This window comes from Catenuloplanes sp. NPDC051500 (assembly GCF_044454585.1).
In the GTDB taxonomy this organism is placed as follows: domain Bacteria; phylum Actinomycetota; class Actinomycetes; order Mycobacteriales; family Micromonosporaceae; genus Catenuloplanes.
In genome coordinates, this window is sequence record NZ_JBITDX010000002.1 from 600,124 (window position 1) to 625,158 (window position 25,035).

The window sequence follows — 25,035 nt, forward strand, 5'->3', positions numbered from 1 at the left end:
TGGACAGATGCGAGACTCCGTGGACCGGCACGTCGAGACCTGGACCCGCGAGCTGCCCTGGATGGACCCGGTCCAGGAGGCGATCGCCGCCCGCCTCGCGATCCTCGGCCGGCACCTGGCCCGCAGTCGGCGCGACGCGCTTGACGCCGGCGGCCTGCGCCACTGGGAGTTCAAGGTGCTGCTCACGCTGCGCCGCCTCGGCCCGCCCTACAGCACCAGCCCGTCCCACCTCGCCGACCTGCTCGGCCTGACCCGCGGCGCCCTCTCCAACCGCCTCCGCCCCCTGGAGGACGCCGGCCTCCTCACCCGCGCCACCGACCCGGCCGACCGCCGCCGCGTCCACGTACGCCTCACACCGGCCGGCTCCGCCGCCTTCGACCGCCACACCACCACCGAGAGCAACCGCGAGTCCGCCCTGCTGTCCGCCCTCACCCCGGCCCAGCGCACCCACCTCGCCGACCTTCTCCGCACCCTCGTCCACTCCGCGGAGTCCGACACTCAAAGTTCGTCGAGGTAGGCATCCCAGCGGGGGTGGGACAAACGGTTGCCCGACGGCGTGGGTTGTTGCGGACGTAGGGCGCACACAGGATGCCGGCGAGACGGTGCAGAGGTGTGCGGATCGAGGCGGCGGGGGCATCAGACGGGCGGCAGACGTGATCGAGGCTCCCCGGAACGTTCCGGGGAGCCTCGATCGGTCGTGCGTCCGCGTCAGCCGATGGGGGCGTCGTCCGCTGCGGGCGCCTCCTGGACCGGGGCCTCGTCCCCAGCGGGCGGGGCGACCGGGTCGTTTGTCGCGTCCGGCTGGGGCTCGGTTCCGGTGGCCGGGGCCGAGTCGGTGGCGGCCGGAGTCCCGGCGGGGGCCGAGGACTGCGGCGTGTCGGACGGGGCGATGGTCGCCTGGCCGGCCGGCAGCGTCTCGGTCGGTGGCACCGGCGTGCTGGCCGGGTCAGGGTCGCCGCCGCCGAACGGGAGCGTGGTCGCGCCGGCCGAGCTGTCGCCGAACAGACCGGCAAGCGAGTCGCCGGCGACCAGTTCGAAGACGTGGATCGCGAGCATCGCGAACACGAACATCGCGACCGCGGCCAGGGCGAGTCGCACCCAGTGGGCGCGGTTGCCGTCGCCGTCCTCGGTGGCCGGCTCGCCGTCGCCCGGCTCCGCGCCGAACCGCGCGCGGGCGTCTGACTGTGTCGCGTCCGCACCCGCTCCGCCGGAGGCCTCGCGGTCGGCGGACGCCCGGTCCGAAGCAGTCTCGCCCGAAGCTGTCCGGCCCGAAGCGGCGAAGTCCGAAGCGGCCTCGCCCGACGTGGCGGAGTCCGAGGGCGAGCCGCCCGAAGAGTCCGCACCGTCGGTGGCCGACCGGCTCGAAGCCCTGCGGTCCAGGACCACGAACTCCTCGTCCGAGTCGCGTACCCCGGTGTCCGCCGGGTCCACGCCCGTCCAGGCCGGGCCCGAGTCGGAACCGGCCGAGGCGGACGCCGTGCCGAAGCCGCCCGAAGCCATTGCGGCAGCCGAGGTGGCGCCGCCCCCGCTCCGGGGCGTGGGTGCGGCGGCGGGCCGGGTGAACTGCAACGGCAGCCGCCCGGTGGCGCCGACCGCGGTGAGCGCCTGCTCCAGGCGTACCCCCTGCAGTCGTTTGTGTGCGCGTTTGAGGGAATGGGCGTAGATCTCCTGCCCGACCGTGGCGACCACGCTTGCCAGCGCGGCCCCCACGATCGTGCCGGTGACGCCCAGCCAGGAAGCGCAGACCGCCGATGAGATGGCGGCGAGCGTTCCGGCGGACAGCTTCACCAGGTCGATCTTCGACCAGACCCGGTGGTTGTCCCCGTCGTCGTGCTGTGGATCCTTGGTCATTCCGTGGCCCGTGCCCCTCCCTCGCGTCATGTCCCCACAGGGGTCATACCCACGAGCCGGGGCCGAACCTCCTCTGTGACCTAATCGACCGGGTGGAATCTCAGGCGGCGCCGCTGGCCTGCCAGTTCAGCCGGACGAGGAGTTGCCGGCCCTGCTCGGCGACGTCGGGTGTGGCGGTGACCGCGTACTGGCCGGCCTGAAGCGTGCTGCGGGAGGTGAAGTCGCGGCGACCGCCGGTGAGCGCGTGCGCGAGCGCGCCGAAGATCGCGCCCCAGATCCCGCCGATCACGATTGCGGAGAGCATGATGCCGAGCCAGCCGCCGTCGGTGAAGATGCCGAGCAGCAGGCCGATGAAGAAGCCGAAGTAGGCGCCGCTGGCGAGTCCGGCGAGGGCGGCGCGGGCGATGGTGAGGCGGCCGAGCACGTTCTCGACCAGGCGAAGATCGGTGCCGATGATCGCGGTCTTCTCGACCGGGAACTGGTTGTCGGAGAGGTAGTCGACCGCGCGCTGGGCGGACTGGTAGTCGGGGTAGCTGGCCACAGTGACGGACGTGCCGGTCTCGGTGAGGTCCGCGGGCGGGGCCGCCGGTACGTCGCCGGTCGGGCCGGGCGGGATGGGGGTGCCGGAATCAGAAACGGACATCATGTGCCTCCTGGGTGAGGTTCCCGCAATACCCGAATGGAGTATCCGGCTAACGACACGATGCTGTTCCGTATCGATGTGAATTCGTTGTGTGTTGGGTCACCGGGGATGGCCGCTCCGTCCTGCGAGAATCTGGTGCACCTCAAGATCCAGGCTGAGAAATCCAGCGGAGGGATGAACATGAGCGACGGATTCGTGCAGCTCTTGACGCCGGATGGCGAACGGATCGAGCGTTCCACAGGCGCGGACGGGGTCGAGTACTCAGTCGATCTGACCGACGAGGAGTACCGCGGCCTCTACCGCGACATGGTGCTCGCCCGCCGGCTCGACGCGGAGGGCGTGGCGCTGCAGCGGCAGGGCGAGATGGCGCTGTGGGCGAGCCTCTACGGGCAGGAGGCGGCGCAGATCGGCTCCGGCCGGGCGCTTCGGCCGCAGGACATGGCGTTCCCGAGCTATCGCGAGCACGGCGTGCTGCTCGCCCGCGGCATGGACCCGCTGCTCCCGTTCGGCCTGTTCCGCGGCATCGACCAGGGGGCGTGGGATCCGGCAACCCACCACACGCAGATGTACACACTTGTCGTTGGCGCACAGACACTTCATGCCACGGGGTACGCCATGGGCGTGAACCTGGACGGCAAGGCCCGGGACGCGGACGGCGAGGCGGTGATCGCCTACTTCGGCGACGGCGCGACCGCGCAGGGCGACGTGAACGAGTCGTTCATCTGGGCCGGCGTACACCAGGCGCCGATCGTGTTCTTCTGCCAGAACAACCAGTACGCGATCAGCGTGGGCCCGGAGCGGCAGTCCCACGCGCCGATCTACCGGCGTGCGTCCGGTTTCGGCTTCCCGGGGCTACGGGTGGACGGCAACGACGTGCTGGCCAGCTATGCGGTGACGAGGCACGCGCTGGACCGGGCCCGTTCCGGCGGCGGCCCGATGCTGATCGAGGCGTACACGTACCGGATGGGTGCGCACACCACGTCGGACGACCCGACGCGGTACCGGCCGAGCGCGGAGGAGGAGTCCTGGGCGGCCCGGGACCCGATCGCGCGGCTGGCCACGTTCCTGCGCAACCAGCGGATCGCGGACGAGGACTACTTCCTGAAGATCGAGGAGGAGGTACGGCATCTCGCGGTCGAGCTTCGCGAACGGGTGCTGAACCTGCCGGACCGGGACCATTCGGCGCTGTTCGACCACGTCTACCCGCACGGCTCGCCGCTTGTGGAGCAGCAGCGCGCCGGGTTCGAGGGCTACCGGGCCTCGTTCCAGGCGTGACGCCCCGCCATCGATCCGGCGAATCGGACACCGGTTCTGCCCGATTGCCGACCTGAGCTGCGTAAACCTCCGGCGGCCTGAGACGATCTCGCGATGCTTCGGATTGGTGCGATCGTGCTCGGCGTCTCCGACCTGCCTCGGGCGGTCCGCTTCTGGGCCGAGGCGCTCGGCTATCTGATCAGCGCGGCCGAGGAGCGCGACGACTGGGTGGTGCTGGTGCCTGAGGACGGGCCGGGCACGCCGCTTGTGCTCACGCTCAACTCGTCGGTGGCGGAGGAACGGCCGCGCATGCACGTGGACCTGTTCGCGGCCGGCGCCACGGAGCAGGCCGCGGAGATCACCCGGTTGATCTCGATCGGCGGGGTCTTCGTGGGCTGGGACCGGCACCCGGGCGAGCCGGACTTCGCGGTGCTCGCGGACACCGAGGGCAACCGGTTCTGCGTGGTGGACACCGGCGCGGAGTAACCGTCGACCGTGGACTGTCACGGGCGTAGCGTGCACGTGAACACACCTCGTCAGCGCCAAACCCTTGCAAGTCGATAGGAAATGTGGGAAGTTTTCCGGCGCAACCGACAGACGCACGGAGGCGTACGCGCATGTCCAATTCCCTTTCCCGCCGCGGCCTGCTCAAAGCCGCCGGTCTCTCCGCCGGCGCCGCCGCGCTCGCCGCCTGCGCCGGGCCGGGCGGTGAGGCCGCACCGCAGACCAGCGGCGCCGTGGCGTTCGACGGGCCGGTCGAGGGTGAGCTGTCGTTCGCGCACTGGCGGGCCGAGGACAAGGACGTCTTCGACCAGGTGATCGCGAGCTTCGTGCGGAAGTACCCGAAGGTCACGGTCCGGCAGGACATATCGGCCTCGGCGGACTACCAGAGCACCGCGCTGACGAAGATCCGTGGCGGCGGCGTGGGCGACGCGTTCACCGCCTTCCGGGGCGCGCAGTTCGCGAACATCGCGTCCGCGGGCGTGTGGAGCGACCTGACCGGGCAGCCGGTCCTCGGCGCCTACGAACCCGCGCTGATCACGGCCGGGAGCAGCGGCGGAAAGCAGCTCGGCCTCCCCTACCAACTGGTCTTCAACATGCCTGTGACAAACCAAGACCTTCTGGCCCGGCACGGGTACGCCGAGCTGCCGCAGGACTGGGACGGCTTCCTCGGCGTGCTTGACGGCCTGAAGTCCAAGGGCGTGACGCCGATCGCCTGGCCGGGCGGGGACAGCGGCAACGGCGGCCAGCTGATCAACTCGATGGTGATGAACAACGCGCCGTCCGACGACGCGTTCGCCCGGGTCGAGGCCGGCACGCTCACGGTGACCGACGACTGGTTCCTCACCACGCTCAAGCAGTACGCGCAGCTCAAGCCGTACTTCCAGGACGGCGTGACCGGGACCGCGAACGAGGCGGCCATGCAGCTGTTCGCCACCGGGAAGGCCGCGTTCCTGGCCACCGGCTCCTACGCGGCCGGCCCGGTGCGCAAGCTCGGCGCGCAGTTCCCGCTCGGGCTCTACGCGCCGATCACTGTCGCGGCCGGTCAGGCGAAGTACGAGGGCATCTTCAACGCCACCTTCATCCTCGGCGTGAACGCGAACTCGTCGAGGAAGGGCGCGGCGCTGGCCTGGCTGGCCCACCTCTCCGACCCGGCCGTGGCGGCGGTCTACGCGAACGGCACCTCGCAGCACGTGACGGTGAAGGGTGTCGAGTACACGAACGCGGACCTCACGTCGTTCGCGCCGTGGCTCACCAGGAAGACCCTGCTCGCGCCGCGCTTCCAGTTCAACAACCTGGACATCCGTACGGCGGTCGAGGAATCGGTGGTCAAGGTCGTCGGCGGCGCCACACCGGAGGAGGCGGCCGAGGCGGCGCAGCGGGTGGTGGACCAGAAGCGGTGAGACGGCACCCGGCTCTCTACCTGTTCCCGGTCCCGGCGCTCGCGCTGTATCTGGCGTTCTTCGTGCTGCCGGCGTTCCAGGGCCTGCAGTTCGCGACGACGGACTGGGACGGGTTCAGCCCAGGCTTCAACCGTGTCGGTCTGGGCAACTTCCAGCGGATCATCGGCGCCGACGATCAGTTCGCGAACGCGCTCGGCAACAACCTGACGTTCCTGCTGGCCGTGGTGAGCGGGCAGACCGTGCTGGCCCTCGGGCTGGCCGTGCTGCTCGCCGCGCGGAGCCGGGGCTCGACCGCGTTGCGCGCGCTGTTCTTCCTGCCGACAGTGCTCTCCTCGATCTCGGTCGCGTTCGTCTGGCGGTTCGTCTACGACCCGAACCTGGGGCTGCTGCACACGCTCGGCCTGCCCGGCACGTTCCTCGGCGACGAGGACACCGCGATCCTGTGGGTGGCGCTGGCGCAGATCTGGTTCCACGCGGGACAGATGATGGTGATCTTCATAGCCGGCCTGCACCAGATCCCGGTGGAGCTGTACGAGGCCGCGCACACGGACGGCGCCGGGCGGTGGCAGCGGTTCCGGTACGTCACCTGGCCGATGCTGGCGCCGGCGACCGCGCTCGTGGTGGCGTACACGACGATCCAGTCGTTCAAGGCGTTCGACCTGATCCTGGGGCTGGCCGGCAACCCGCCGCGCTCGTCGCTTGACATCCTGTCGACGCGGATCTACACCACGTTCGCGAACAGCCGGCTCGGGTACGCGGCGGCGGAGTCTGTGGTGTTCATGGTGGCGATCGGGGTGGTCACGTGGTTGCAGAACAGGGCGGCACGCCTGTGAGACGCGGGCTGCTCGCCGTCTATTCGCTGCTGATCGCCGTACCCCTGCTGGTGGTGGTCTTCGGGTCCTTCAAGACCACGCCGGATCTGTTCGCGTCGCCGTTCGGCCCGCCGGCCGCGCCCACGCTTGACAACTACCGCGAGATCCTGGGCGACGCCGGGCTGCTTCACGTCTTCGGCAACAGCGTGCTGGTCGCGGCCGTCTCCGTGCCGGTGACGCTGATCCTGGCGAGCTTGGTCGGCTACGCGGTCGCGCGGCTGCCGAGGTGGCCGGCACGGATCCTGTTCGGCGTGTTCGCGGCCGGGCTGGCGGTGCCGGCGCAGGCCATGATGATCCCGCAGTACGTGCAGTTCGACCGGCTCGGGCTGCGCGACAGCCTGTTCGGGCTGATGCTGATCAACGTGGTGGTGACGCTTCCGGTCGCGGTGTTCATCCTGTCCGGCTTCATGCGCACGCTGCCGCGCGAGCTCTTCGAGGCGGCCGCGCTGGACGGTGCCGGGCCGTGGGCGTCGTTCACCAGGGTCGCGATCCCGTTGTCGCTGCCGTCGCTTGCCGCCACCGCGATCTTCCTGCTGGTGATGCACTGGAACGACCTGCTCTACCCGCTGCTGTTCATCGACGACCCGGCGAAACGCACGCTGCCGCTGGCGCTGCTCGACTTCTCCGGCGAGTACCTGACCGACTATCCGCTGCTCTTCACGGGCGTGGTGGTGGCGTCCGTGCCGATGGTGCTGCTCTACGCGTTCCTGCAGCGCTGGTTCGTCGCCGGCATCACCGCGGGCGCGGTCAAAGGTTAGGCGCTGTATCGACGTGGGGGTCGGAGCGAGGCGCGGTCCAGGGGTCGCCTGGGTGCGCGGCGCGGACGCCCTCATACCGGTGTTGTATGTGGGCGTTTGCGACGTGCGGCCAGGCGACCCCTGGGCCTCGCCGCAGCCCGGCATCCTACGTCGATACAGCGCCTAGGCGCCCATCTCCCGCCAGCTCGTGTAGTGCTGGATCGAGATGCCGTTGTACGCCTCATCGCCCGCGGCCGCCGTGTCAAGCGCGGAGAGCTGGGCGCCGAGCACAGTCGCACCCTCCTCGGCGAACGTGCAGTACGCGCAGTCGCCGAGCGCTGCGGTCTCGGCGCCGAGCCGGACCTGCTTACCCGCGTTCGCGCCCCGGTCCAGCCAGTCGCGGCTGATCTCGTACATCGAGTTCGGGCCGGTGGCGGTGTCGCGGTAGCTCATCACCGTCACCGCACCTACCCGCCGCAGCACCTCGGTCGCCAGGTTCTTCCCGCCGGTGACAGTGACCTCGCCGTACCAGAACGCCACGTCCGCCTCGATCGGAAGCGTCGCGCCGGTCCGCAGCTTGTCCAACATGGACAGGTAGCGGGCGCCGAGCGTCGCGCGGTTCGTGGTCCAGCCGGGCAGCACGTGCGGCTCCACGTCGACGTGCAGGCCGGCGAAGAGGCCGGTGGCGGTGACCGCCTTACGCCAGGCCACGGCCGGGGCCGGGTTGTTCACCCAGTCCGGCTCGCCGTTGAGCGCGATCAGCCGGATGCCCGCCGCGCCGGCCCGTTTCCTGATCTCGGTGAGCCGGGCCAGCTGCGGCGTGGCGGCGACGTTCGTCTCCACGTAGGCGAAGATCTCGGTGATGCCGTGCGCGGCCGCCCACGGCACGACCTCCGCCGCCTCGGCCCGGCTCCACAGCCACATCGCACGTGAGCCGGCCGCCGTCTGCGGCGTGCCGACACTTGTCAGCTTCGGCGCGACCACCGGGACCGTGGCGACCGCCGCCGCCAACACGGCCGAGGCCAGTCTTCCCCGCCACCGTCCGGCCATCGCCGCCTCCATGCGTCAAGTGAAGGGGCGGGCCCGTGAATACCCGGGCCCGCCCCGCCGCTCATCCGTGAGCGGCACGTCCGGAGTATCGGCGCGCGGAACCCCGGCCCAAGGGTTTCAGCTGCTCGCCGGCGCGGGGACGTCCACGCTTCCGCCAGGTGGCAGCGCCAGGAAGGCCGGGCAGCCCTTCGGCGCCTCACCGACGAGGCAGCGCTGCATGGCGTCGTAGAGGACGTAGCCGTCCGGGCCGAGCACGGCGACAAGCTTCTCGATCTGCTTCAGCTTCTCGTCAACCGTCGCGTTCTGCTCCTTCACCGCCTCCCGCTCGGTGATCGCCACCTGCACCGCGGCCAGGCCGTCGACAAGTTCCTTGCGCGGGATCGGCTTCTGCAGCGTGAGGTTGAACTGCACGAAGTAGGCCTTGCCGCCGGTCGTCGCCATCACCGCGTTGCCGAGGTTCGCGTTGATCGCGGTCTCGAACTGCGCGCGGGTGTTCGGGTCGTTGTAGAGCGCGAGCCAGTCGTACTTCTGCGCCTCCGTGGCGAGCGCCTTGTTCAGCGGCTGGCCGATGTAGAACCGCAGCATCTCCAGCCAGTGCTCGGTGGTCTGGCCGTCATCGTCAAGCGTCGGCTGGAACTTGAGGCCGATCTCCTCGTGGAACTCGCGAAGCGTGCCGCCGTCCGGATCGCAGGACGTGTCCAGGTGGAACGTGAGGCCGCCGGAGACTGTCAGTTCCTGATTGTCCTTGGAGACCACAGTGAACGGAGCGGTCTCCGCGTCGTCGCCGCCCGTGAAGTCGAAGTTCCGCTGGCCGGCCGGGTACTTGTAGTACTTCTCCCCGGGCCCGTCCCAGGTGCGATTGTTCTCGGTCACGCACTCCTGGTACGTGGTGCTCGAGAACGAGCCCGCGTCGTAGTGCAACGCGACCTGGTCCGACTCCGTGCTGACCGTCGAGCATCCGGCGAGCGCCGGCGCTGTCAGCGCCGCCACCACGAGTACCGCCACCACCCGTCTCATGATCCCCTCCCTTTGTCCCATCGTTGAACAAAGAGTAGGGAGGCGGGTCAATGCGGGGCCTGGTCAGTATGACGGGGAGCACATACGGATGAATTGGGATTCACTCGGCATATCGGTCACGCTATGGGCACCCCCTTCTAGTGAAAGAGACTCGCGTTGACCCGCATCCGTCTGCCCCTCATCGCCACCGCCCTGCTTCTCGCGCTCGCCACCACCGCCTGCTCCTCAAACGACAACGAGGGCGGCGCCGCCGGCGGCGGAACGACAGCTGTCGAGACCGCTGCCCCGGCGCCCACCTCGGCGGCCACGGCCGGTGGTGGCGCCGGAGGCTCCGCGGCGGGGATCGCCGACGGCTCCTCGGACGGGAGCGCCGGCGAGTCCGCGGACGGGAGCGCCGGCGAGTCCGCGGACGGGAACTCCGGAATCCTGACCGACCCGGTCGCGAACGGGGTCACGCTGCGGGTGACCGGCGCGGGCGCCACGACGGCGCAGGTCTCCTACGAGATCGACGGCGCGAGCACCGAGGACAAGCACGCGTCGGTGCCGTGGCAGAAGACGGCCACGCCGGCCGGCGAGGTGGCCCACGTCTCGCTTATCGTCATGTCCCCCGACACCGACGACCTCACCTGCGAGATCTTCGTCAACGGCACCTCGGTCCGCACCGCGCAGGCCGCTGCGAAGACCGGCGGCGTCGCCAGCTGCGACTGGACCAACGCGAACGCCTGACGCACGCCTAGCCGAACAGGCGCAGCGCGAGCCAGAGCGCCACGGTGCCGGTCACGATCGTGACCGGCACCGTGAGCGCGCCGAGAAGCATGAAACGCCGGTTGCCGGGCTCGTGATCGTGCGCGTGAAGCACCTGCCGCCAGAGCAGGGTGGCGAGCGAGCCGACGTAGGTCAGGTTCGGGCCGAGATTCACGCCGAGCAGCACCGCGAGCGTCAGGCCCGGGTTGCCCGCGGTCAGCGGCACGAGCATCAACGTGGCCGGAAGGTTGTTGAGCAGGTTCGCCAGCAGCGCGGCGAGCGCGGCCGCGGCGAGCAGGCCGGGCAGCGTGGCCTGCTCCGGCACCAGGTGCCCGACAAGCGTGCCGAACCCGGAGTCGCGCACGGCCAGGACCACGACCCCGAGCGCGGGCACGAACAGCAGGAACGCCGGGTGTACGGCCCCGAGCAGTCGACGTCCCTCGGCGATCGGAGCGGACCGCAGCCGGGGTACGGCGAGCACCAGCGCGCCGAGGGCGGCCACCCACGCCGGGTGCACGCCGACCAGTTCGCCGAGCGGAAAGCCGAGCAACGTGGCGGCCAGGACGGCAAGCGCGAAGGCCGGCGGGCGCGGTGCGGCGGGCGTCGTCGCCGTGCCGAACGCCTGCAGATCCGCGGGCGAGGCGGCTACCGGGACCGCCGGGGCCGGCGTCGCGGGGCCGCCCGAACCAGCACCGTCCGGCGTCACCAGATCGGGGACGGCCGCCTGCACCGGGTTCGCCGGCGTGCGGAGGTCCCGCGCGAAGAAGAGGCGGAAGATCAGGTACTCGGCGGCGATCACCACGAGCCAGGGAAGCGTCATCAGTCCCGCGAAGCTCACGAACGTCAGGCCGCTGGCCGCGAACGCGAGCAGGTTCGTCAGGTTGGAGACCGGCAGCAGCAACGACGCGGAGTTGGCCAGGTGGGCGCAGGCGTAGACGTGCGGCGAGGTGGGCGCGCGCATCGCACGGGCGGTCCGGAGCACCACCGGGGTGAGCAGCACCACTGTCGCGTCAAGGCTCAGCACGGCCGTGACCAGGGACGCCAGCACGAACACGATGCCGAGCAGCCGGGTCGGCGAGCCCTTGCCACGCGCGGCCGCGATCCGGCCCGCCCAGGCGAACACGCCGGCCTCGTCGGCGAGCGCGGACAGCACGAGCACCGCGGCCAGGAACGCCACGGTCGGGCCCAGCTCGACGATCTCGTCCCAGGCCTCGCCCCAGCCGACCAGGCCGGTCAACACGACCAGCAGCGCGGCGGGGACGGCCGCGGTCGCCTCCGGAAGTCCGCGCGGGCGGGCGACCGCGAAGGCGAGCACGCCCGCCAGCACCAGCAGCGCTACCACTGTCCCCACGTCGTCCACCCGCTTGCCGATGCCGAAAACCGCCGGGAGGTGCAGTACCCCCGCGAGCACGATCCACTCCGCGAGCCACGACACAGGTCTTGACCGTGCTGCCACGGGCCCGCGGCCCGCGGGAGCACGCGGAGCTCGACCCCGGCGGAAGCGGGAAGATCAAGATCTTGACTTTGCGGGTGGCAGGTCATCCCTCCGGGTGTGGGCAATCGGCGCGGTTCATCGGTAGTGGCCGCACAGCCGCCCAAAGTGGGCACGGGGCGCGAGTCGCCATCAGGTCCACCTAGTAACTTGTCCCGAGTGAAATCGCCTCGAGTTGCGCCCGACGAGGGCGCGGCGGACGTCTCGCGCGGTGCCAAGATCTCCCCGTTGCACTCGCTCGACCCCACGGAGCTGGGCAAGTACCAGATCAAGGGGCGTCTCGGCGAGGGCGGGATGGGCACCGTCTACCTCGCGGAGGACGGGGAGGGGCGGCAGGTCGCGGTCAAGGTGATCCGGGCCGATCTGGCCGCGCAGCCGGACTTCCGGCGGCGGTTCCGCAGCGAGGTGGACCGGGCCAAGCAGGTGCCGCCGTTCTGCACCGCGGAGGTACTCGACGCGGATTCCGACCACGAGCACCCGTATCTGGTGGTCGAGTTCGTGGACGGCCCGAGCCTGGCCGACGTGGTCAACGAGCAGGGGCCGCTCACCCCGGCGAACCTGCACGGCCTGGCGATCGGCATGGCGTCCGCGCTTGTCGCGATCCACGGCGCCGGCGTGATCCACCGCGATCTGAAGCCGCGCAACGTGTTGCTGCCGCCGGGCAGCCCGAAGGTGATCGACTTCGGCATCGCACGCGCGATGGACTCGACGAGCAGCGTCACCAAGACGCACGAGATGCTCGGCACGGTCTCCTACATGCCGCCGGAGCGGCTGGACACGGCCGCGAAGATGCAGACCACCTCCAAGGCGGACATCTTCGCCTGGGGCGCCGTGGTGATGTTCGCGGGTACCGGCCGCACGCCGTTCCAGGACGCGTCGATGCCGCTCACCGCGATGCGCATCCTCTCGGAGGAGCCGGACCTGGAAGGGCTCACGCCGGAGCTGCGAAAGGTGGTGGCCGCGGCGCTGGCGAAGAAGCCCGCCGACCGGCCGACCGCGCGCAAGCTGCTCGACATGCTGCTTGACGGTTCCGGCGAGGCCACGGACGAGCTGCCCCCGCCCGAGGTGGTCGCGGTCATGGAGGCCGCGGCGCCGGAGGACGCCCCGGTCCCGGCTCAGCCCGCCGGCCGGCCGCGGAAGAAGCGTGTGGCGACGATGATCGGCGTGCTGGCGGCCGTGGTGCTGGCCGCCGCGGTGGGCATTCCGCTTGCGGTGCACGACTGGACCTCGGCCGGGCGGCAGGACCCGCCCCTGAACGAGGCCGGGGTCGGCGGCCCCAGCACGGGGCCGGCGCCCGGCACGGAGGAGGACGGCGGCGCGGAGGAGCCCGGCGCGGAGTCCGGCACCGGCGACGCGGCCCCGGTGCCGCTCTCCATCGGCGCGAACGGCCGCGAGCTGACCGATTCCCTGACGTCCGGCGCGAAGTGGCCGGCCGGCAGCGGGTTCGGCGGCGTCTGCGCCCCCAGCGGCGGCCAGATGTCGATCACGCTTCCGTCGGACGGCTGGTTCAAGTGCACCGGGCCGCAGGAGGTGTTCGGCGGCGTGCAGCAGATCTCGGTGACCACCACGCTTGTCACCCAGGGCGCGTGCGCGTCGATCTGGTTCCTGATGAACGACCCGGACGGGTACGTGCTGCACGCCTGCCAGAACGAGCTCCGGCTGGAGCGACAGCCGATCGGCGGCGCCAAGACCGTGATCGGCGCCGCGTCGCTGCGCAGCCCGATCGCGCTCGGCACGCCGTTCCAGCTCACCATCCGGCTCGGCGAGGACACCGTGACGCTGTGGCGCGACTCCGCGCAGATCGCCGTGATCGACATGCCGGGCCGGCCCGCGTCCGGACGGGTGACGCTCGGCTCGTCCGGCGACGCGCAGCGGAACCCGCCGCCCTACACGGTGCTGCTGAAGAACATCGTGATCCGCTCTACTCAGTAGGCGTGGAGGTGCGGCGGAGCAGCAGCCAGTTGACCGCCCACAGCGCCACGCCGCCGAGCAGCAGCCAGAGCGCGAGCAGGTAGACCTCGGCGTCGCGGACCACAGGCAGCAGGAATACCGCGGAGATCAGCGCGCCGAGCACAAGCACCGCTGTCGGCGCGCGGAAGTGGTCGTGGTCCACCACGTCCCGGCGCAGCACGAGCGCGGACACGTTCACGGTCAGGAACACGGCGGTGAGCAGCAGCACTGTGGTGTCGGAGAGGTCGCCGAGGTCGTCCACCGCGACAAGCAGCAACACGGCGATCAGCGAGCTGAACACGATCGCGACCCACGGCGTGCGGCGCGAGCCGACCCGGCCGAACACCGGCGGGAGCACGCCGCGGCCGGCCATGCCGTAGAGCAGCCGGGACGCCATCAGCATGTTGATCAGCATGGTGTTGCTGACCGCCACGATGGAGACCGCGGAGAAAACCCGGTCCGCGGGCAGGTCGGGCACGCCGATCCGGACCACCTCGAGCAGCGGGCCGGACGAGGCGACAAGCGTGTCGAGCGGCACCGTCATCGCGGCCGTGAACGCGACGAGCAGATAGACGACGCCGGCCAGGACCAGGCCGGTGACGAGCGCCGGTGGGAAGCATTTACTCGGTTCGGTGACCTCCTCGGCCAGGTTCGCCGAGTCCTCGAAGCCGATGAACGCGTAGAACGCGGTCGCCGCGCCGGCCAGCAGTCCGGTGACCACGCCGAAGCCGGTGCCCTCGAAGGCGAATGCGGCGCTCGGATCGCCGCCGCCGGTGGCGAGCACCCAGCCGCCGACGCCGATGATGAACAGCAGGCCGGCCAGCTCGATGCAGGTGATCACCACGTTGACCCGCACGGACTCCGCGACGCCCCACACGTTCACGGCCGCGACAAGCAGGATCGCCAGCACGCCGAGCAGCACAGTGGGTGGGTTCTCCACGCCGGTGAGGCCCGTGAAGTACCGGCCGCCGACCCGGCTGGCGGCGAACGCCGCGGACGTGACACCGGACGCCATCACCGCGAACGTGACCATGAAGGACAGCGCCTTGATGCCGAACGCCCGGTCGACGTAGAGCGCGGCGCCCGCGGCCTGCGGATACTTCGTGACCAGCTCCAGGTACGCGAACGCGGTCAGGAACGCCAGCGCGAACGCGATCAGGAAGCTGGCCCAGATCGCGCCGCCGGCATCCGCGCCGACCTCGCCGGTGAGCGAGTAGATCCCGGCGCCGAGCACGTCGCCGAGAATGAAGAACGTCAGCACCGGGCGGGTGATCACGCGCCGGAGTTCGGTCGGTTGCGCCTCGTCCGTGACGGCCATGGCGGCAATGTGCCGCCGAGTCAAGATCGGTAAACCTGCGGTTACCGGGGATCCGTGGCCGTACCGCTCGCCGGCAGCTGCGGCATGGCGGAGATCGCCCGCGCGTAGTTGTCCACCTGCCGCTGACCGGCGGCCGCGCCCATCCCGCGCAGGCGCTGGGCCAGCTCGGTCCGGACCGCCTCCTCGGGCAGGCCGCGGTGGGTGGCCATCACCTGAGTCACCACCCAGTCGATCCGCATCTGCACCTGCCAGCCGACCGGGCGGATGTCGGGGGCGGCGGGGTCGAACCGCACCTTCTCGTTGTCGCGCATGTCCTCGACGGTAGAAAGCCGGTAGCCGCCGGGGAAGATGCGCGGGGCGCTTACAACCGGACCGCAACCGAAATACACCGTGGCGTCGCGTGTGCGCTTGCGTGCGGGACCGGGGACCGGTAGGCCTGATCTGACATCCGTCGATCTCGGAGGGCCACTGTGAACCATCGCCGCACCACGTTCGCGGCACTGACCGCCACCACCCTCGCCGCCACCATGATCAGTGCCACGCCGGCGCACGCATACGGCCCCGCCATCTCCCCCACCGTCGTCGGGTACGGCGGCGCGGTCGCCTCGGTCGATCCGACAGTCACCGCGGTCGGCCTGGAGGTGCTGCGCAACGGCGGCAACGCGGTCGACGCCGCGATCGCGGCCGCGGCGACGATAGGCGTCACGGAGCCGTTCTCGGCCGGCATCGGCGGCGGCGGCTTCTTCGTCTACTACGACGCGCGCACCCGGAAGGTGCACACGATCGACGGCCGGGAGGCCGCACCCGCCTCGATGCGGGAGAACTCGTTCCAGAACGCGGACGGCACCGCGCTCGACTTCAACGCGGCCCGGGTCAGCGGCCTGTCCGTCGGCGTGCCGGGCACGCTCGCGACCTGGGAGGCCGCGGCCGACCGCTGGGGCACCCGGCCGCTCGGCGCGCTGCTGCGACCGGCCGCGGACGTGGCCGACCGCGGCTTCACGGTGGACGCCACGTTCAATTCACAGGTCGCGGCGAACGCGGCGATCTTCGGGCAGTTCGACTCGTCCGCGGAGCTGTACCTGCCCGGCGGCGCGCCGCCCGCGGTCGGCTCCACGTTCCGGAACCCGGATCTCGCCGACACGTACCGGCTGATCGGCAAGAAGGGCACTGACGTCTTCTACTCCGGCGCCGTGGCCCGGGACATCGCGAACGCCGTCCAGCACCCGCCGGTCTCGGACACGCCGACCGGCACCTGGGCGTACCCGATCCGGCCGGGCGGCCTGACCGTCCGCGACCTGGACCGCTACCAGGCCCGCTTCCCGGCGCCGACCCGCGCCGGCTACCGCGGGCTGGACGTCTACGGCATGGCCACGCCGTCCAGCGGCGGCACCGCGGTGGGCGAGGCGCTCAACATCCTGGAGGGGTACGACCTGGGCGCGCTCGACGACGCGGACGCGCTGCACCGCTACCTGGAGGCGTCCGCGCTCGCATTCGCGGACCGCAACCGCTACGTCGGCGACTACACCCGCCGATCGGTGCTTGACGAGCTGCTGAACGACAGGTTCGCGGCCGAGCGGCGCTGCCAGATCTCGCCCACCACGGCGCTTACCAAGCCGGTCGCCCCGGGCAACCCGGACGGGCGCTACACCGGTTGCGCCGCCGCTGCCGCTGGCGTGCCGGACACCGACAACAGCATCAGCACCACGCACCTGACCGTGGCCGACAAATGGGGCAACGTGGTCTCGTTCACGTTCACCATCGAGCAGATCGGCGGCGCCGGGATCGTGGTGCCGGGCCGCGGCATCCTGCTTAACAACGAGCTGACCGACTTCAACTTCACGCCGACGCAGGGTACGGCCGCCGACCCGAACCTCCCCGCCCCGGGCAAGCGGCCGCGCAGCTCCATGTCGCCGACGATCGTGCTCAAGGACGGCAAGCCGTTCGTGGCGGTCGGCTCGCCCGGCGGCGCCACGATCATCACCACGGTGCTGCAGATCCTTGTCAACCGGATCGACCTGGGCATGACGCTGCCGGAGGCGCTTGCCGCACCGCGCGCGTCGCAGCGCAACTCCGCGACGCCTCAGGCCGAGCCCGCGTTCATCGCCGCGTACGGCCCGCGCCTGACCGCGCTCGGCCAGCCGGCCTTCACCTCCACCGCGGAGATCGGCGCCGCGACCGGCATCGAGTTCGGCCGGAACGGGCAGCTCACGGCCGTGGCGGAACCTGTTCGGCGAGGCACCGGAGCCGCCGGGGTGGTCCGCACCGGACGGTAGGCGGGAGCCGGGTGTCCGGCCGGTGAACGAGGCCGCGACATTCGGGCCTGGCGTTCCTGGCGGAAGCGTCGTACGCTGAGCGCAGAAAAGGGTTGACCACCTTCCCCCGTGGGTGGTCAACCCTTTTTCAATACCCGGTTGTGTGCGTCTGGTCACTGATCGGTTACGAGTGCCCGGCTGGAAACCGGCGCTCCCTAGCCTGGCGACATGGACCTGCTCTGCGAGCCGTACCTGCTCGATCCCCAGCCCGGTTCCGTCACCGTCGTGTGGCACACCGCCGAGCCGGGCACGGTCAACGCGGTACTGGCCGGCGTCGCGGTGGCCACGCTTACGGACGTGTCCGCCGCGGTCGACGGCCGGGCTCCCGGTGTCCGCGTGGTACGGGCGGAGACGCTGCCGATGGCCCGGATGCGCGACGACTCGCCGGGCGGGCCGCACGCCCGGCCGGTGCACCGGCAGCTCGCGGTCGTCACGGACCTGCCGGACGCGCGCACGCCGTACCGCGTGGTCTCGATCTCCTCCACCGGCGACGTCGCGCTCTCCGGAACGCACACGCTGCGCGGCGCACTCCCGGCCGGCGCGCCGGTGCGGCTGCTGCTCACAAGCGACCACCAGCTCGGCCCGATGGTCCCGGCCAACCTGGAGCTGGCCGCGGAGACCGCGGGCGAGCTGGACGGCGTGCTCTTCGCCGGCGACATGATCAACGTGGTGGATCGGGCCGCCGACTGGTTCGACCACGAGAACGGGCGCGCGTTCTTCGCCGGGTTCGGCGGGCGGGCCTCGTGGACCGCGGCCGGTCGCACGTTCACCGGCGCGCCGATCATCTCGTCCGCGCCGCTCTACCCGACGATCGGCAACCACGAGGTGATCGGGCGCTGGTCGGAGACGGAGACGCTTGACTTCCAGTTCCACGACGCGGTCCCGGACGACTGGGACGTGAGCACGTACGAGGCGATGTTCCCGGTCCCGGCCAGCGACACCGGCGGCCCGCGCTGGTGGGCGCGCACGATCGGCGACGTGTTCGTGGTGTCGCTGTTCGGCACCGAGATCTGGCGGCCGGAGCGGCCCGGCACCCGGGGCACCTATGGGGAGCGGACCGCGGACCGGGACGCACCCGAGCGGTGGGGGCACGGGCGGTTCATCTTCGCGCCGATCGGCAAGGGCTCGCCGCAGTACACGTTCCTGGTGTCCGCGCTCGCGTCCGAGGAGGCGCGGAACGCCGCGTACCGAGTGGTGATGTTCCACCACCCCAGTCACGGGCTCGGCTTCAACTCGGTCCCGGCGTACACCGACCCGGTGCCGGTGGTCACGGCGGACGAGGTCCGGTACGAGTACCCGCTCGCGGACGACTACATCCTGCGCGACCTGGCGCCGGTCTTCTCCGCCTACTACGTGAACCTGGTCCTGAACGGGCACTCGCACCTGTGGGCCCGGTTCCGCGACGCCGCGGGCGTCAACTGGCTGGAGACGTCCAATGTGGGCAACACCTGGGGGGCGTACCACAAGCTCTCCGGCGAGTCCCGGATCGCCCCGGACGGGCCGGACTACGTGCTGCAGGGCGACCCGGGCGGGCTGGAGCCGATCGTGCCGACCGTGGCGCCGCTGACCACTGTGGACGGCACCGCGCTCCCGTTCGTCGCCAGCCACGAGATCACGGTCTTCACGCTGCTGGACTCCGCGGCCGGCGTCGTCCGCTCCTACCGCTACGACACCGCGAACGGCGGCGACGTAACGCTCTTCGACGAGTTCCCCCTGTAAGGATCTTCCTGACCACTGCGGGACCGGCTCCGGAGCGACGTGCGGAGCGCCAGCGGAGCCCGGCGCGGAGGTTGGCCCGCGGGAGCATGCGGGCCGGACCACGCTGGAAGCGGGACAATGAACGTAGGTCTTGATCTTCCGCCGGAGGGTCAGTCCACCAGGGAGAGCGCCTGGCTGGGGCAGATGAGTGCCGCACGCCGGGCCCGGTCGAGCGCGGCGTCGTCCTCGGGCTCCGGGCGCCTGACGATCACGATGCCCTCCTCGTCGGTCTGGTCGAACGCGTCCGGGTCGGTGAGGACGCATTGGCCGGCGCCGACGCAGCGGCTGGTGTCGGCGAGGATCTTGGTCATCGGGCGCTCCAGGTGACGGGCAGTTCGTAGAGGCCGTAGATGGCGGCGTCGTCCTTGAACGGCAGGTCGTCGACGGCGGCGGCGAGGCGCAGCGACGGCACCCGGCGGAACAGCGTGTCGAAGACGATCTGCAGCTCCAGGCGGGCCAGGTTCTGCCCGAGGCACTGGTGCGGGCCGAAGCCGAACGCGATGTGGTGCCGGGCGCCGCGTTCCAGGTCGAAGTCGTCCGCGTTCGTGAACGCGGCCGGGTCCCGGTTTGCGGCGTTACCGAGCGTGACCACGCCCTCGCCGGCCCGGATGAGTACGCCGCCCAGCTCGACGTCCTCCTTGGCGACGCGGGACGTGGCGAACTCCGCGATGGTGAAGTAGCGCAGCAGTTCCTCGACGGCGATCGGGGTCAGCGACGGGTCGGCCGTCAGGGCGGCGAGCTGGTCCGGGTGGTCGAGCAGCGTCACCACGCCGAGGGAGATCATGTTGGCAGTGGTCTCGTGGCCGGCGACGAGCAGCAGGAAGCCGAGACCGACCAGGTCCTCCGGGTCGTCGTACTTGCCGAGCTGGCGGGTGAGCAGGTCGTCCGCGGGCGTCTCGCGCTTGTGGGCGATCAGGTCCCGGAGGTAGTCGCGGATCGCCTCCGCGGCCTTGGCGCGGTCCTCCGGCGGCGTGGTCCTGCGCAGCATCCGCGTGGAGCAGGACTGGAAGAACTCATGATCGGCATACGGCACGCCGAGCATCTCGCAGATCACCAGCGACGGCACCGGCAGCGACAGCGCCTTGACCAGGTCGGCCGGGTCCGGCCCGGCGAGCAGCGCGTCGATGTGCTCGTCGACGATCTCCTGGATGCGGGGGCGCAGCGCGGCCATCCGCTTGACCGTGAACTCGCCGACGATCTGACGCCGCGCCGGGCCGTGCTCCGGCGGGTCCATGGTGAGCAGCACCGGCCGGAACGTGCCCGGCCGCGGACGCTGCGCGACAAGCGTCGGATAGCCGGGATGCGCCCGGTCGGAGCTGAAGCGCGGGTCGGCCAGCATGGTCCGGATGTCCTCGAGCCGGGCGACCGCCCAGGCCTCCTGGCCGTCCGGCATCGTGACCTTGGTGGGCGCCTCCTGGTCGCGCAGCTGTTCGTGCTCCGCGGGCGGCGCGTACGGGCAGCTACGGGTCGTCTGGAGTTGTGGAGCGGTCATCAGAGTCATCCCATCATCGAAGATCGATTGGAAGTGGATGAAACGCTTCCGGTTAAATTCGACCGTAGTACGCCACCGCAGCGAAGTCCACGGCACAATCCACCCATGTCCACCGAGCAGGGGATGCGCCTGCGCGCCGACGCGCAACGCAACCGCGACCAGATAATCGCCGCGGCCACCCAGGCCTTCCTGGACGAGGGCACCGAACACCCGATGGAGGAGATCGCCCGCCTGGCCGGTGTCGGCATCGGCACGCTCTACCGCCGGTTCCCCGACCGGGAGGCGCTGGTCCGCGCGGTCGCGCAGGACAACTTCGGCGCGCTCGCCGACGAGGCCCGCGCCGCGATCGCCGAGGAGGACACCTCCTGGGACGCGCTGGTCCGGCTCCTCGGCCGCTCCCGCGTGCTGCGGCTCAGCCTGCGCCTCTCGCTGCTGTCCCCGGCCACCTGGCACACCATCCACGACGACCCGCTGATCGTCCGGCACCGCACCGATATCCTCGAACTGCTCGACGAGATCGTGCGCGGCGCCCAGACCGAGGGCACGCTCCGCCCGGACGTCGGCACCGGCGACATAGCCGTGCTCGGCACGCTTCTGCTCCGCCAGGGCCCGGGCAAGGAAGAGATGCTCACCCGCGCGCTCTCGCTCATGCTCGACGGCCTCCGCGCGTCACCTGGAACGCCGCTCCCCGGCCGCTCGATCGGCCTTCAGGACCTGATCACAAGCATGCAGAAAACCTAGATCTTCCCGCTCCCGCGGGGAGGCAAGCGTTTACTCCGGCTTGGGGGCGGGGGTCGGGGCGGCAGCAGGGCCGCACGCTCCCGCGGGCAAACCGGAGCGCCGGGCTCCGCTGGCGCTCCGCACGTCGCTCCGGAGCCGGTTCCGCCGTGGCCAGAGCCGGAAGACCTCAGAGGGGTGGATCGGTCGCGAGCATGTGCAGGACCGGGCGGAGCTCCTCCAGGTCGACGCCGCCCACCTCCTCGGCGAAGCGGACCACCTCGTCCACGTCGACGCGGGGCAGCTCCGAGCCGGGGGCGAACGAGTCGGGCATGTCCGGCAGGTCGGGGACGCGGGGCAGCGCGGGCAGCGGGCCCAGGTCGAGCGCGGTACGGACCGCGTCGAGCATGGTGAGCAGATCGGCACGGGCGAGTTCGCGCAGGAAGGAGCGGTCGGTACGGGCGAAGCCGCGCGGGTCGAGGATCGCGTCGACCACCACGCGCTGGCGTCCGCGGCTGACCGCCACGCCCGGTGCGTCACCGTCGCTGTAGAGCGGCGCCAGGTCAAGCGTGTGCAGGCCGGCGCGGGACCACCAGCGGCGCCAGCGCGGGTCCGCGTCGGTGGCCGCGATGAGCATCTGCATTGTGGCGTCGTAGGCGGGCCGGGTGCCGAGCACTGTGTGCAGGCCGCCGCCGTAGGTCAGCCACGCCTCCTCGTCCGAGTCGTCCGCCCGGATCGGGGACCACAGCGGATTGCTCCCGGTCTCCACGCTCACCGGCGGCTCGTGCGTCCAAGCCACCCCGGTCGCCCGCTCGTACGCGTTGGCCGGCACCGCCAGCAGCCACTCCGCACCGGGCGAGGCGAACGTCTCGAGCAGCGAGGGATCGGCGAACACCTGCTCGTAGGTCTCCCGCCCGGCCGCCACCGCCGCACAGCGGGCGCCCAGGAACACCTCCGGGCCGCCGGGCACGAACGCCGCGTGTGCCGGCGTGTCGATCGCGTGCACGACCACGGCCAGGTGGTCGGCGAACGCGGTGATCTCGTTGATCGGCCGGCCGGCGAGCTCGGCGGTGAGCGTGGTCACCGCGTCGTCCAGCTCCTCCGCGGACAGCAGCGCGACAGCGGTCCAGAACGCACGCTCATCCATGCTCGTCACCCCGCTCCCGCCACATCGGTCACCAGGCTCAACGTAACCGCTCGGCCGTTTCTCCGGGGACGAATCCGGTGAGGCGCGGGCGACATCCGGACCCGCCTGTTGAGGTGTCGACCGGCTCGGCCGTCCACGTGCGTCGCGGGCCACCGGAGCCGGAGGAGCACAGCGGCGGCAAGTAGCATCCTCTCCTTGTGAGCGCCACGATGATTGCCCGCGACCTTGCCGCCGGACACGGGGACCGGGTGCTCTTCTCCGGTCTTGACCTGGTCGCCGCCCCCGGTGACGTGATCGGCCTGGTCGGTGCGAACGGCGCCGGCAAGTCCACGCTGCTGCGCACGCTGGCCGGGCTGATCCCGGCCGAGCAGGGCGCGGTGCAGATCAATCCGCCGTCCGCGACAGTCGGCTATCTGCCCCAGGAGGCGGACCGGGTGCCGGGCGAGTCGGTGCGCGCGTTCCTGGCCCGGCGGACCGGCGTCGCGGACGCGCAGGCCGCGCTGGACGCCGCCACCGAGGCGCTCACCCAGGGCGCGAAGGGCGCGGACGACGCCTATTCGACAGCGCTTGAGCGCTGGCTCGACCTCGGCGGTGCGGACCTGGACGAGCGCGCCGAGGAGGTCGCGGCCGACCTCGGGCTGACCGTCGGCCTGGACCACCCGATGACAGGCCTCTCCGGCGGCCAGGCGGCACGGGCCGGGCTGGCGTCGCTGCTGCTCAGCCGCTATGACGTGGTGCTGCTCGACGAGCCCACGAACGATCTGGACCTGGACGGCCTGGCCCGGCTGGAACGGTTCGTCACCGGGCTGCGCGCCGCGACCGTGCTTGTCAGCCACGACCGCGAGTTCCTGGCCCGGACCGTGACCCGGGTGGTCGAGCTGGATCTCGCGCAGCAGCAGGTCAACACGTACGGCGGCGGCTACGAGGCGTACCTGGAGGAGCGGGAGACCGCCCGCAGGCACGCGCGCGAGTCCTTCGAGGATTACGCGGACACGCTCGGCGGCCTGGAGGCGCGCGCCCGCATGCAGCGCGGCTGGATGGACAAGGGCGTCCGCAACGCGCGCCGCAAGGCCACCGACAACGACAAGATCGGCCGTAAGCACCGGGCCGAGGCGAGCGAGAAGCAGGCGGCGAAGGCCCGGCAGACCGAGAAGATGATCGAGCGGCTGGACGTGGTCGAGGAGCCGCGCAAGGAGTGGGAGCTGCGGATGACCATCGCGGCCGCGCCCCGGGCCGGCGCGGTGGTGGCGTCGATGCGGCAGGCCGTGGTCTCCCGCGGCGCGTTCACGCTCGGCCCGGTCACGCTGCAGATCGACTGGGCGGACCGGGTGGCGATCACCGGCGCGAACGGTTCCGGCAAGTCCACGCTGCTTGCCGCGCTGCTCGGCCGGCTCGCGCTCGATCAGGGCGACGCCGGACTCGGGCCGGGCGTGGTGGTCGGCGAGGTCGACCAGGCGCGCGGCCTGTTCCTCGGCGACGACGCACTGATCGACGCGTTCTCCTCGCACGTGCCGGACCAGGCGCCGGCCGAGGCGCGGACGCTGCTGGCCAAGTTCGGGTTGCGGGCGGAGCACGTGATGCGCCCGGCCGCGTCGTTGTCGCCGGGGGAACGTACCCGCGCCGCTCTGGCTCTTCTTCAGGCGAGCGGCGTGAACCTGCTGGTGCTCGACGAGCCGACGAACCACCTGGACCTGCCCGCGATCGAGCAGCTGGAGTCCGCGCTTGAGGGATATCCGGGCACGCTGCTGCTTGTCACGCACGATCGCCGGATGCTCGACGCGGTCCGCGTCAACCGCCGGCTCGCGGTCGACGCCGGCACGGTCACCGAGGAGCGGATGTGACCGTTCCGCACCCGCGCGCCTACCGGCCGGGCACCGCACGCCGGGTTAGCTATGACACGAAGCACATTTCTCAGGGGGTAGTGGTGAGCACTCGCGAAGCCGTCCGGGCGGAGGCGCTGTTCGCTTCCTGTCTGCAGGCATCTCAGGGACCGGCGGAGGCGGACATCCGCGCCGCCGTCCACGACACGCTCGGCAAACTCGGCGAGCGTGGCTGCGCCGGCGAGGTGGCCGGCGAGTTCGGCGACCACCCCGAGTCCGCCGCCGACCGGATGACCTGGGCACTCCGGATGATCAGCCGCTGTTACCGCGACTGAGGTCTTTCACAGACAAGAGCATTCCGGGGGTACGGCGAGAGGCGGCGACATCCGTGGCGGGCTGGCAGGACACCGGGCTTCCGGTCGAGGCGGTCCTTCCGTCACTGATCGACGCGCTTACCGCCCACGGCACGGCCGTGCTGGTCGCGCCCCCGGGCACCGGCAAGACCACTGTGGTGCCGCTGGCGCTGGCCTTCCACACCCTGACCGACGGCGGCCGCGTGGTGGTAGCGGAGCCGAGGCGGGTGGCCGCACGCGCTGCCGCACGGCGGATGGCCTCGCTGCTCGGCGAGCCGGTCGGCGAGACAGTGGGCTTCACGGTCCGCGGCGAGCGCAAGGTGGGCCCGCGTACCCGCGTCGAGGTGGTCACCACAGGCGTGCTTGTCGCCCGCATGCAGCGCGACCCGGAGCTGCCCGGCGTCGCCGCGCTGATCCTTGACGAGTGCCACGAGCGGCACCTGGACTCCGACCTGGCGCTCGCGTTCGGGGCGGACATCCGCGCCAATCTCCGCCCCGAGCTGCTCGTCCTCGCCACGTCCGCGACGGCGGAGGCGGACCGGATCGCGCGCTGCCTGGCCTCTCCGGACGCCACGGCCGACCCCTCCGGCGCCTCCGCCCCCAC

At 71.3% G+C, this 25,035-nt stretch carries 23 protein-coding genes and 1 pseudogene; 14 read left to right on the forward strand and 10 right to left on the reverse strand.

The window, feature by feature from the left end; all coding sequences use genetic code 11:
• The first annotated feature begins 7 nt into the window (after positions 1-7).
• The gene (locus ACIA8K_RS05655; RefSeq protein ID WP_396055316.1) at positions 8-517 is read left to right on the forward strand and encodes a MarR family winged helix-turn-helix transcriptional regulator; all 510 of its coding nucleotides are present in this window, start codon (positions 8-10) and stop codon (positions 515-517) included.
• A 191-nt stretch (positions 518-708) separates the two neighbouring features.
• Here ACIA8K_RS05655 and ACIA8K_RS05660 read toward each other — a convergent pair whose 3' ends face one another.
• Positions 709-1,851: a hypothetical protein gene (locus ACIA8K_RS05660; RefSeq protein ID WP_396055318.1), complete on the reverse strand. Its 1,143-nt coding sequence runs from the start codon at positions 1,849-1,851 to the stop codon at positions 709-711.
• 100 nt (positions 1,852-1,951) lie between these two features.
• Entirely contained in the window at positions 1,952-2,494 is a 543-nt protein-coding gene (locus ACIA8K_RS05665) for a general stress protein (protein ID WP_396055319.1), read from the reverse strand.
• A 174-nt stretch (positions 2,495-2,668) separates the two neighbouring features.
• On the opposite strand from ACIA8K_RS05665, the gene ACIA8K_RS05670 reads away from it, so the two are divergent.
• From ACIA8K_RS05670 to ACIA8K_RS05690, 5 genes are all read left to right on the forward strand, one after another.
• Positions 2,669-3,769: a thiamine pyrophosphate-dependent dehydrogenase E1 component subunit alpha gene (locus tag ACIA8K_RS05670; protein WP_396055321.1), complete on the forward strand. Its 1,101-nt coding sequence runs from the start codon at positions 2,669-2,671 to the stop codon at positions 3,767-3,769.
• Positions 3,770-3,862: 93 nt separating this feature from the next.
• Complete coding sequence (locus tag ACIA8K_RS05675) at positions 3,863-4,234, forward strand: VOC family protein (RefSeq protein ID WP_396055323.1); 372 nt, start codon at positions 3,863-3,865, stop codon at positions 4,232-4,234.
• A gap of 131 nt (positions 4,235-4,365) precedes the next feature.
• Positions 4,366-5,652, forward strand: coding sequence for an ABC transporter substrate-binding protein (locus ACIA8K_RS05680; RefSeq protein ID WP_396055325.1), 1,287 nt, complete (start codon positions 4,366-4,368; stop codon positions 5,650-5,652).
• Complete coding sequence (locus ACIA8K_RS05685; RefSeq protein ID WP_396055327.1) at positions 5,649-6,485, forward strand: carbohydrate ABC transporter permease; 837 nt, start codon at positions 5,649-5,651, stop codon at positions 6,483-6,485. Before ACIA8K_RS05680 ends, ACIA8K_RS05685 begins: the two co-directional genes overlap by 4 nt.
• A complete protein-coding gene (locus ACIA8K_RS05690) occupies positions 6,455-7,282 on the forward strand; it encodes a carbohydrate ABC transporter permease (RefSeq protein ID WP_396055329.1) in 828 nt (275 codons plus the stop codon). Before ACIA8K_RS05685 ends, ACIA8K_RS05690 begins: the two co-directional genes overlap by 31 nt.
• Positions 7,283-7,444: 162 nt before the next feature.
• Here ACIA8K_RS05690 and ACIA8K_RS05695 read toward each other — a convergent pair whose 3' ends face one another.
• Together ACIA8K_RS05695 and ACIA8K_RS05700 are read right to left on the reverse strand one after the other, a co-directional pair.
• Positions 7,445-8,311: a hypothetical protein gene (locus tag ACIA8K_RS05695; protein ID WP_396055331.1), complete on the reverse strand. Its 867-nt coding sequence runs from the start codon at positions 8,309-8,311 to the stop codon at positions 7,445-7,447.
• 117 nt (positions 8,312-8,428) lie between these two features.
• Positions 8,429-9,328: an SPFH domain-containing protein gene (locus tag ACIA8K_RS05700; protein ID WP_396055333.1), complete on the reverse strand. Its 900-nt coding sequence runs from the start codon at positions 9,326-9,328 to the stop codon at positions 8,429-8,431.
• Positions 9,329-9,484: 156 nt separating this feature from the next.
• On the opposite strand from ACIA8K_RS05700, the gene ACIA8K_RS05705 reads away from it, so the two are divergent.
• Positions 9,485-10,054 (forward strand): MmpS family transport accessory protein, encoded by a 570-nt coding sequence (locus tag ACIA8K_RS05705; RefSeq protein WP_396055335.1) that lies wholly within the window; start codon positions 9,485-9,487, stop codon positions 10,052-10,054.
• Positions 10,055-10,061: 7 nt separating this feature from the next.
• On the opposite strand, the gene ACIA8K_RS05710 is transcribed toward ACIA8K_RS05705, so the two are convergent.
• Positions 10,062-11,423 carry an SLC13 family permease gene (locus ACIA8K_RS05710; protein ID WP_396055662.1) on the reverse strand — a complete coding sequence of 454 codons (1,362 nt, stop codon included), beginning with the start codon at positions 11,421-11,423 and terminating at the stop codon, positions 10,062-10,064.
• 300 nt (positions 11,424-11,723) lie between these two features.
• Here ACIA8K_RS05710 and ACIA8K_RS05715 point away from each other — a divergent pair, with 300 nt between their 5' ends.
• Positions 11,724-13,496, forward strand: coding sequence for a serine/threonine protein kinase (locus ACIA8K_RS05715; protein WP_396055337.1), 1,773 nt, complete (start codon positions 11,724-11,726; stop codon positions 13,494-13,496).
• Here the strand turns inward: ACIA8K_RS05715 and ACIA8K_RS05720 are convergent.
• Together ACIA8K_RS05720 and ACIA8K_RS05725 are read right to left on the reverse strand one after the other, a co-directional pair.
• A complete protein-coding gene (locus tag ACIA8K_RS05720; RefSeq protein WP_396055339.1) occupies positions 13,486-14,832 on the reverse strand; it encodes an APC family permease in 1,347 nt (448 codons plus the stop codon). The genes ACIA8K_RS05715 and ACIA8K_RS05720 overlap by 11 nt on opposite strands.
• 41 nt (positions 14,833-14,873) lie before the next feature.
• Positions 14,874-15,143 (reverse strand): hypothetical protein, encoded by a 270-nt coding sequence (locus tag ACIA8K_RS05725; RefSeq protein ID WP_396055341.1) that lies wholly within the window; start codon positions 15,141-15,143, stop codon positions 14,874-14,876.
• Between the two features lie 216 nt (positions 15,144-15,359).
• Here ACIA8K_RS05725 and ggt point away from each other — a divergent pair, with 216 nt between their 5' ends.
• Positions 15,360-17,105 (forward strand): gamma-glutamyltransferase, encoded by a 1,746-nt coding sequence (gene ggt, locus ACIA8K_RS05730; protein ID WP_396055663.1) that lies wholly within the window; start codon positions 15,360-15,362, stop codon positions 17,103-17,105.
• A gap of 207 nt (positions 17,106-17,312) precedes the next feature.
• Entirely contained in the window at positions 17,313-18,863 is a 1,551-nt protein-coding gene (locus ACIA8K_RS05735; RefSeq protein ID WP_396055343.1) for a metallophosphoesterase family protein, read from the forward strand.
• Positions 18,864-19,012: 149 nt separating this feature from the next.
• Here ACIA8K_RS05735 and ACIA8K_RS05740 read toward each other — a convergent pair whose 3' ends face one another.
• On the reverse strand, positions 19,013-19,213 hold the full coding sequence (locus ACIA8K_RS05740; RefSeq protein WP_396055345.1) for a ferredoxin: 201 nt from the start codon (positions 19,211-19,213) through the stop codon (positions 19,013-19,015).
• Positions 19,210-20,403 (reverse strand): cytochrome P450, encoded by a 1,194-nt coding sequence (locus ACIA8K_RS05745; RefSeq protein ID WP_396055347.1) that lies wholly within the window; start codon positions 20,401-20,403, stop codon positions 19,210-19,212. Before ACIA8K_RS05745 ends, ACIA8K_RS05740 begins: the two co-directional genes overlap by 4 nt.
• 96 nt (positions 20,404-20,499) lie before the next feature.
• Here ACIA8K_RS05745 and ACIA8K_RS05750 point away from each other — a divergent pair, with 96 nt between their 5' ends.
• Positions 20,500-21,135, forward strand: a complete 636-nt coding sequence (locus ACIA8K_RS05750; RefSeq protein ID WP_396055349.1) for a TetR/AcrR family transcriptional regulator — start codon at positions 20,500-20,502, stop codon at positions 21,133-21,135.
• Positions 21,136-21,301: 166 nt separating this feature from the next.
• Here the strand turns inward: ACIA8K_RS05750 and ACIA8K_RS05755 are convergent, their stop codons facing one another.
• Complete coding sequence (locus ACIA8K_RS05755; RefSeq protein WP_396055351.1) at positions 21,302-22,258, reverse strand: DUF4240 domain-containing protein; 957 nt, start codon at positions 22,256-22,258, stop codon at positions 21,302-21,304.
• A gap of 197 nt (positions 22,259-22,455) precedes the next feature.
• On the opposite strand from ACIA8K_RS05755, the gene ACIA8K_RS05760 reads away from it, so the two are divergent.
• The 3 genes and pseudogenes from ACIA8K_RS05760 to ACIA8K_RS05770 all read left to right on the forward strand — a co-directional run.
• Entirely contained in the window at positions 22,456-24,099 is a 1,644-nt protein-coding gene (locus tag ACIA8K_RS05760) for an ABC-F family ATP-binding cassette domain-containing protein (protein WP_396055353.1), read from the forward strand.
• An 83-nt stretch (positions 24,100-24,182) separates the two neighbouring features.
• Positions 24,183-24,413, forward strand: coding sequence for a hypothetical protein (locus tag ACIA8K_RS05765; RefSeq protein ID WP_396055355.1), 231 nt, complete (start codon positions 24,183-24,185; stop codon positions 24,411-24,413).
• Positions 24,414-24,466: 53 nt separating this feature from the next.
• A pseudogene (locus tag ACIA8K_RS05770) lies at positions 24,467-24,952 on the forward strand (DEAD/DEAH box helicase); the annotation flags it as partial.
• Between the last annotated feature and the right edge of the window lie 83 nt (positions 24,953-25,035).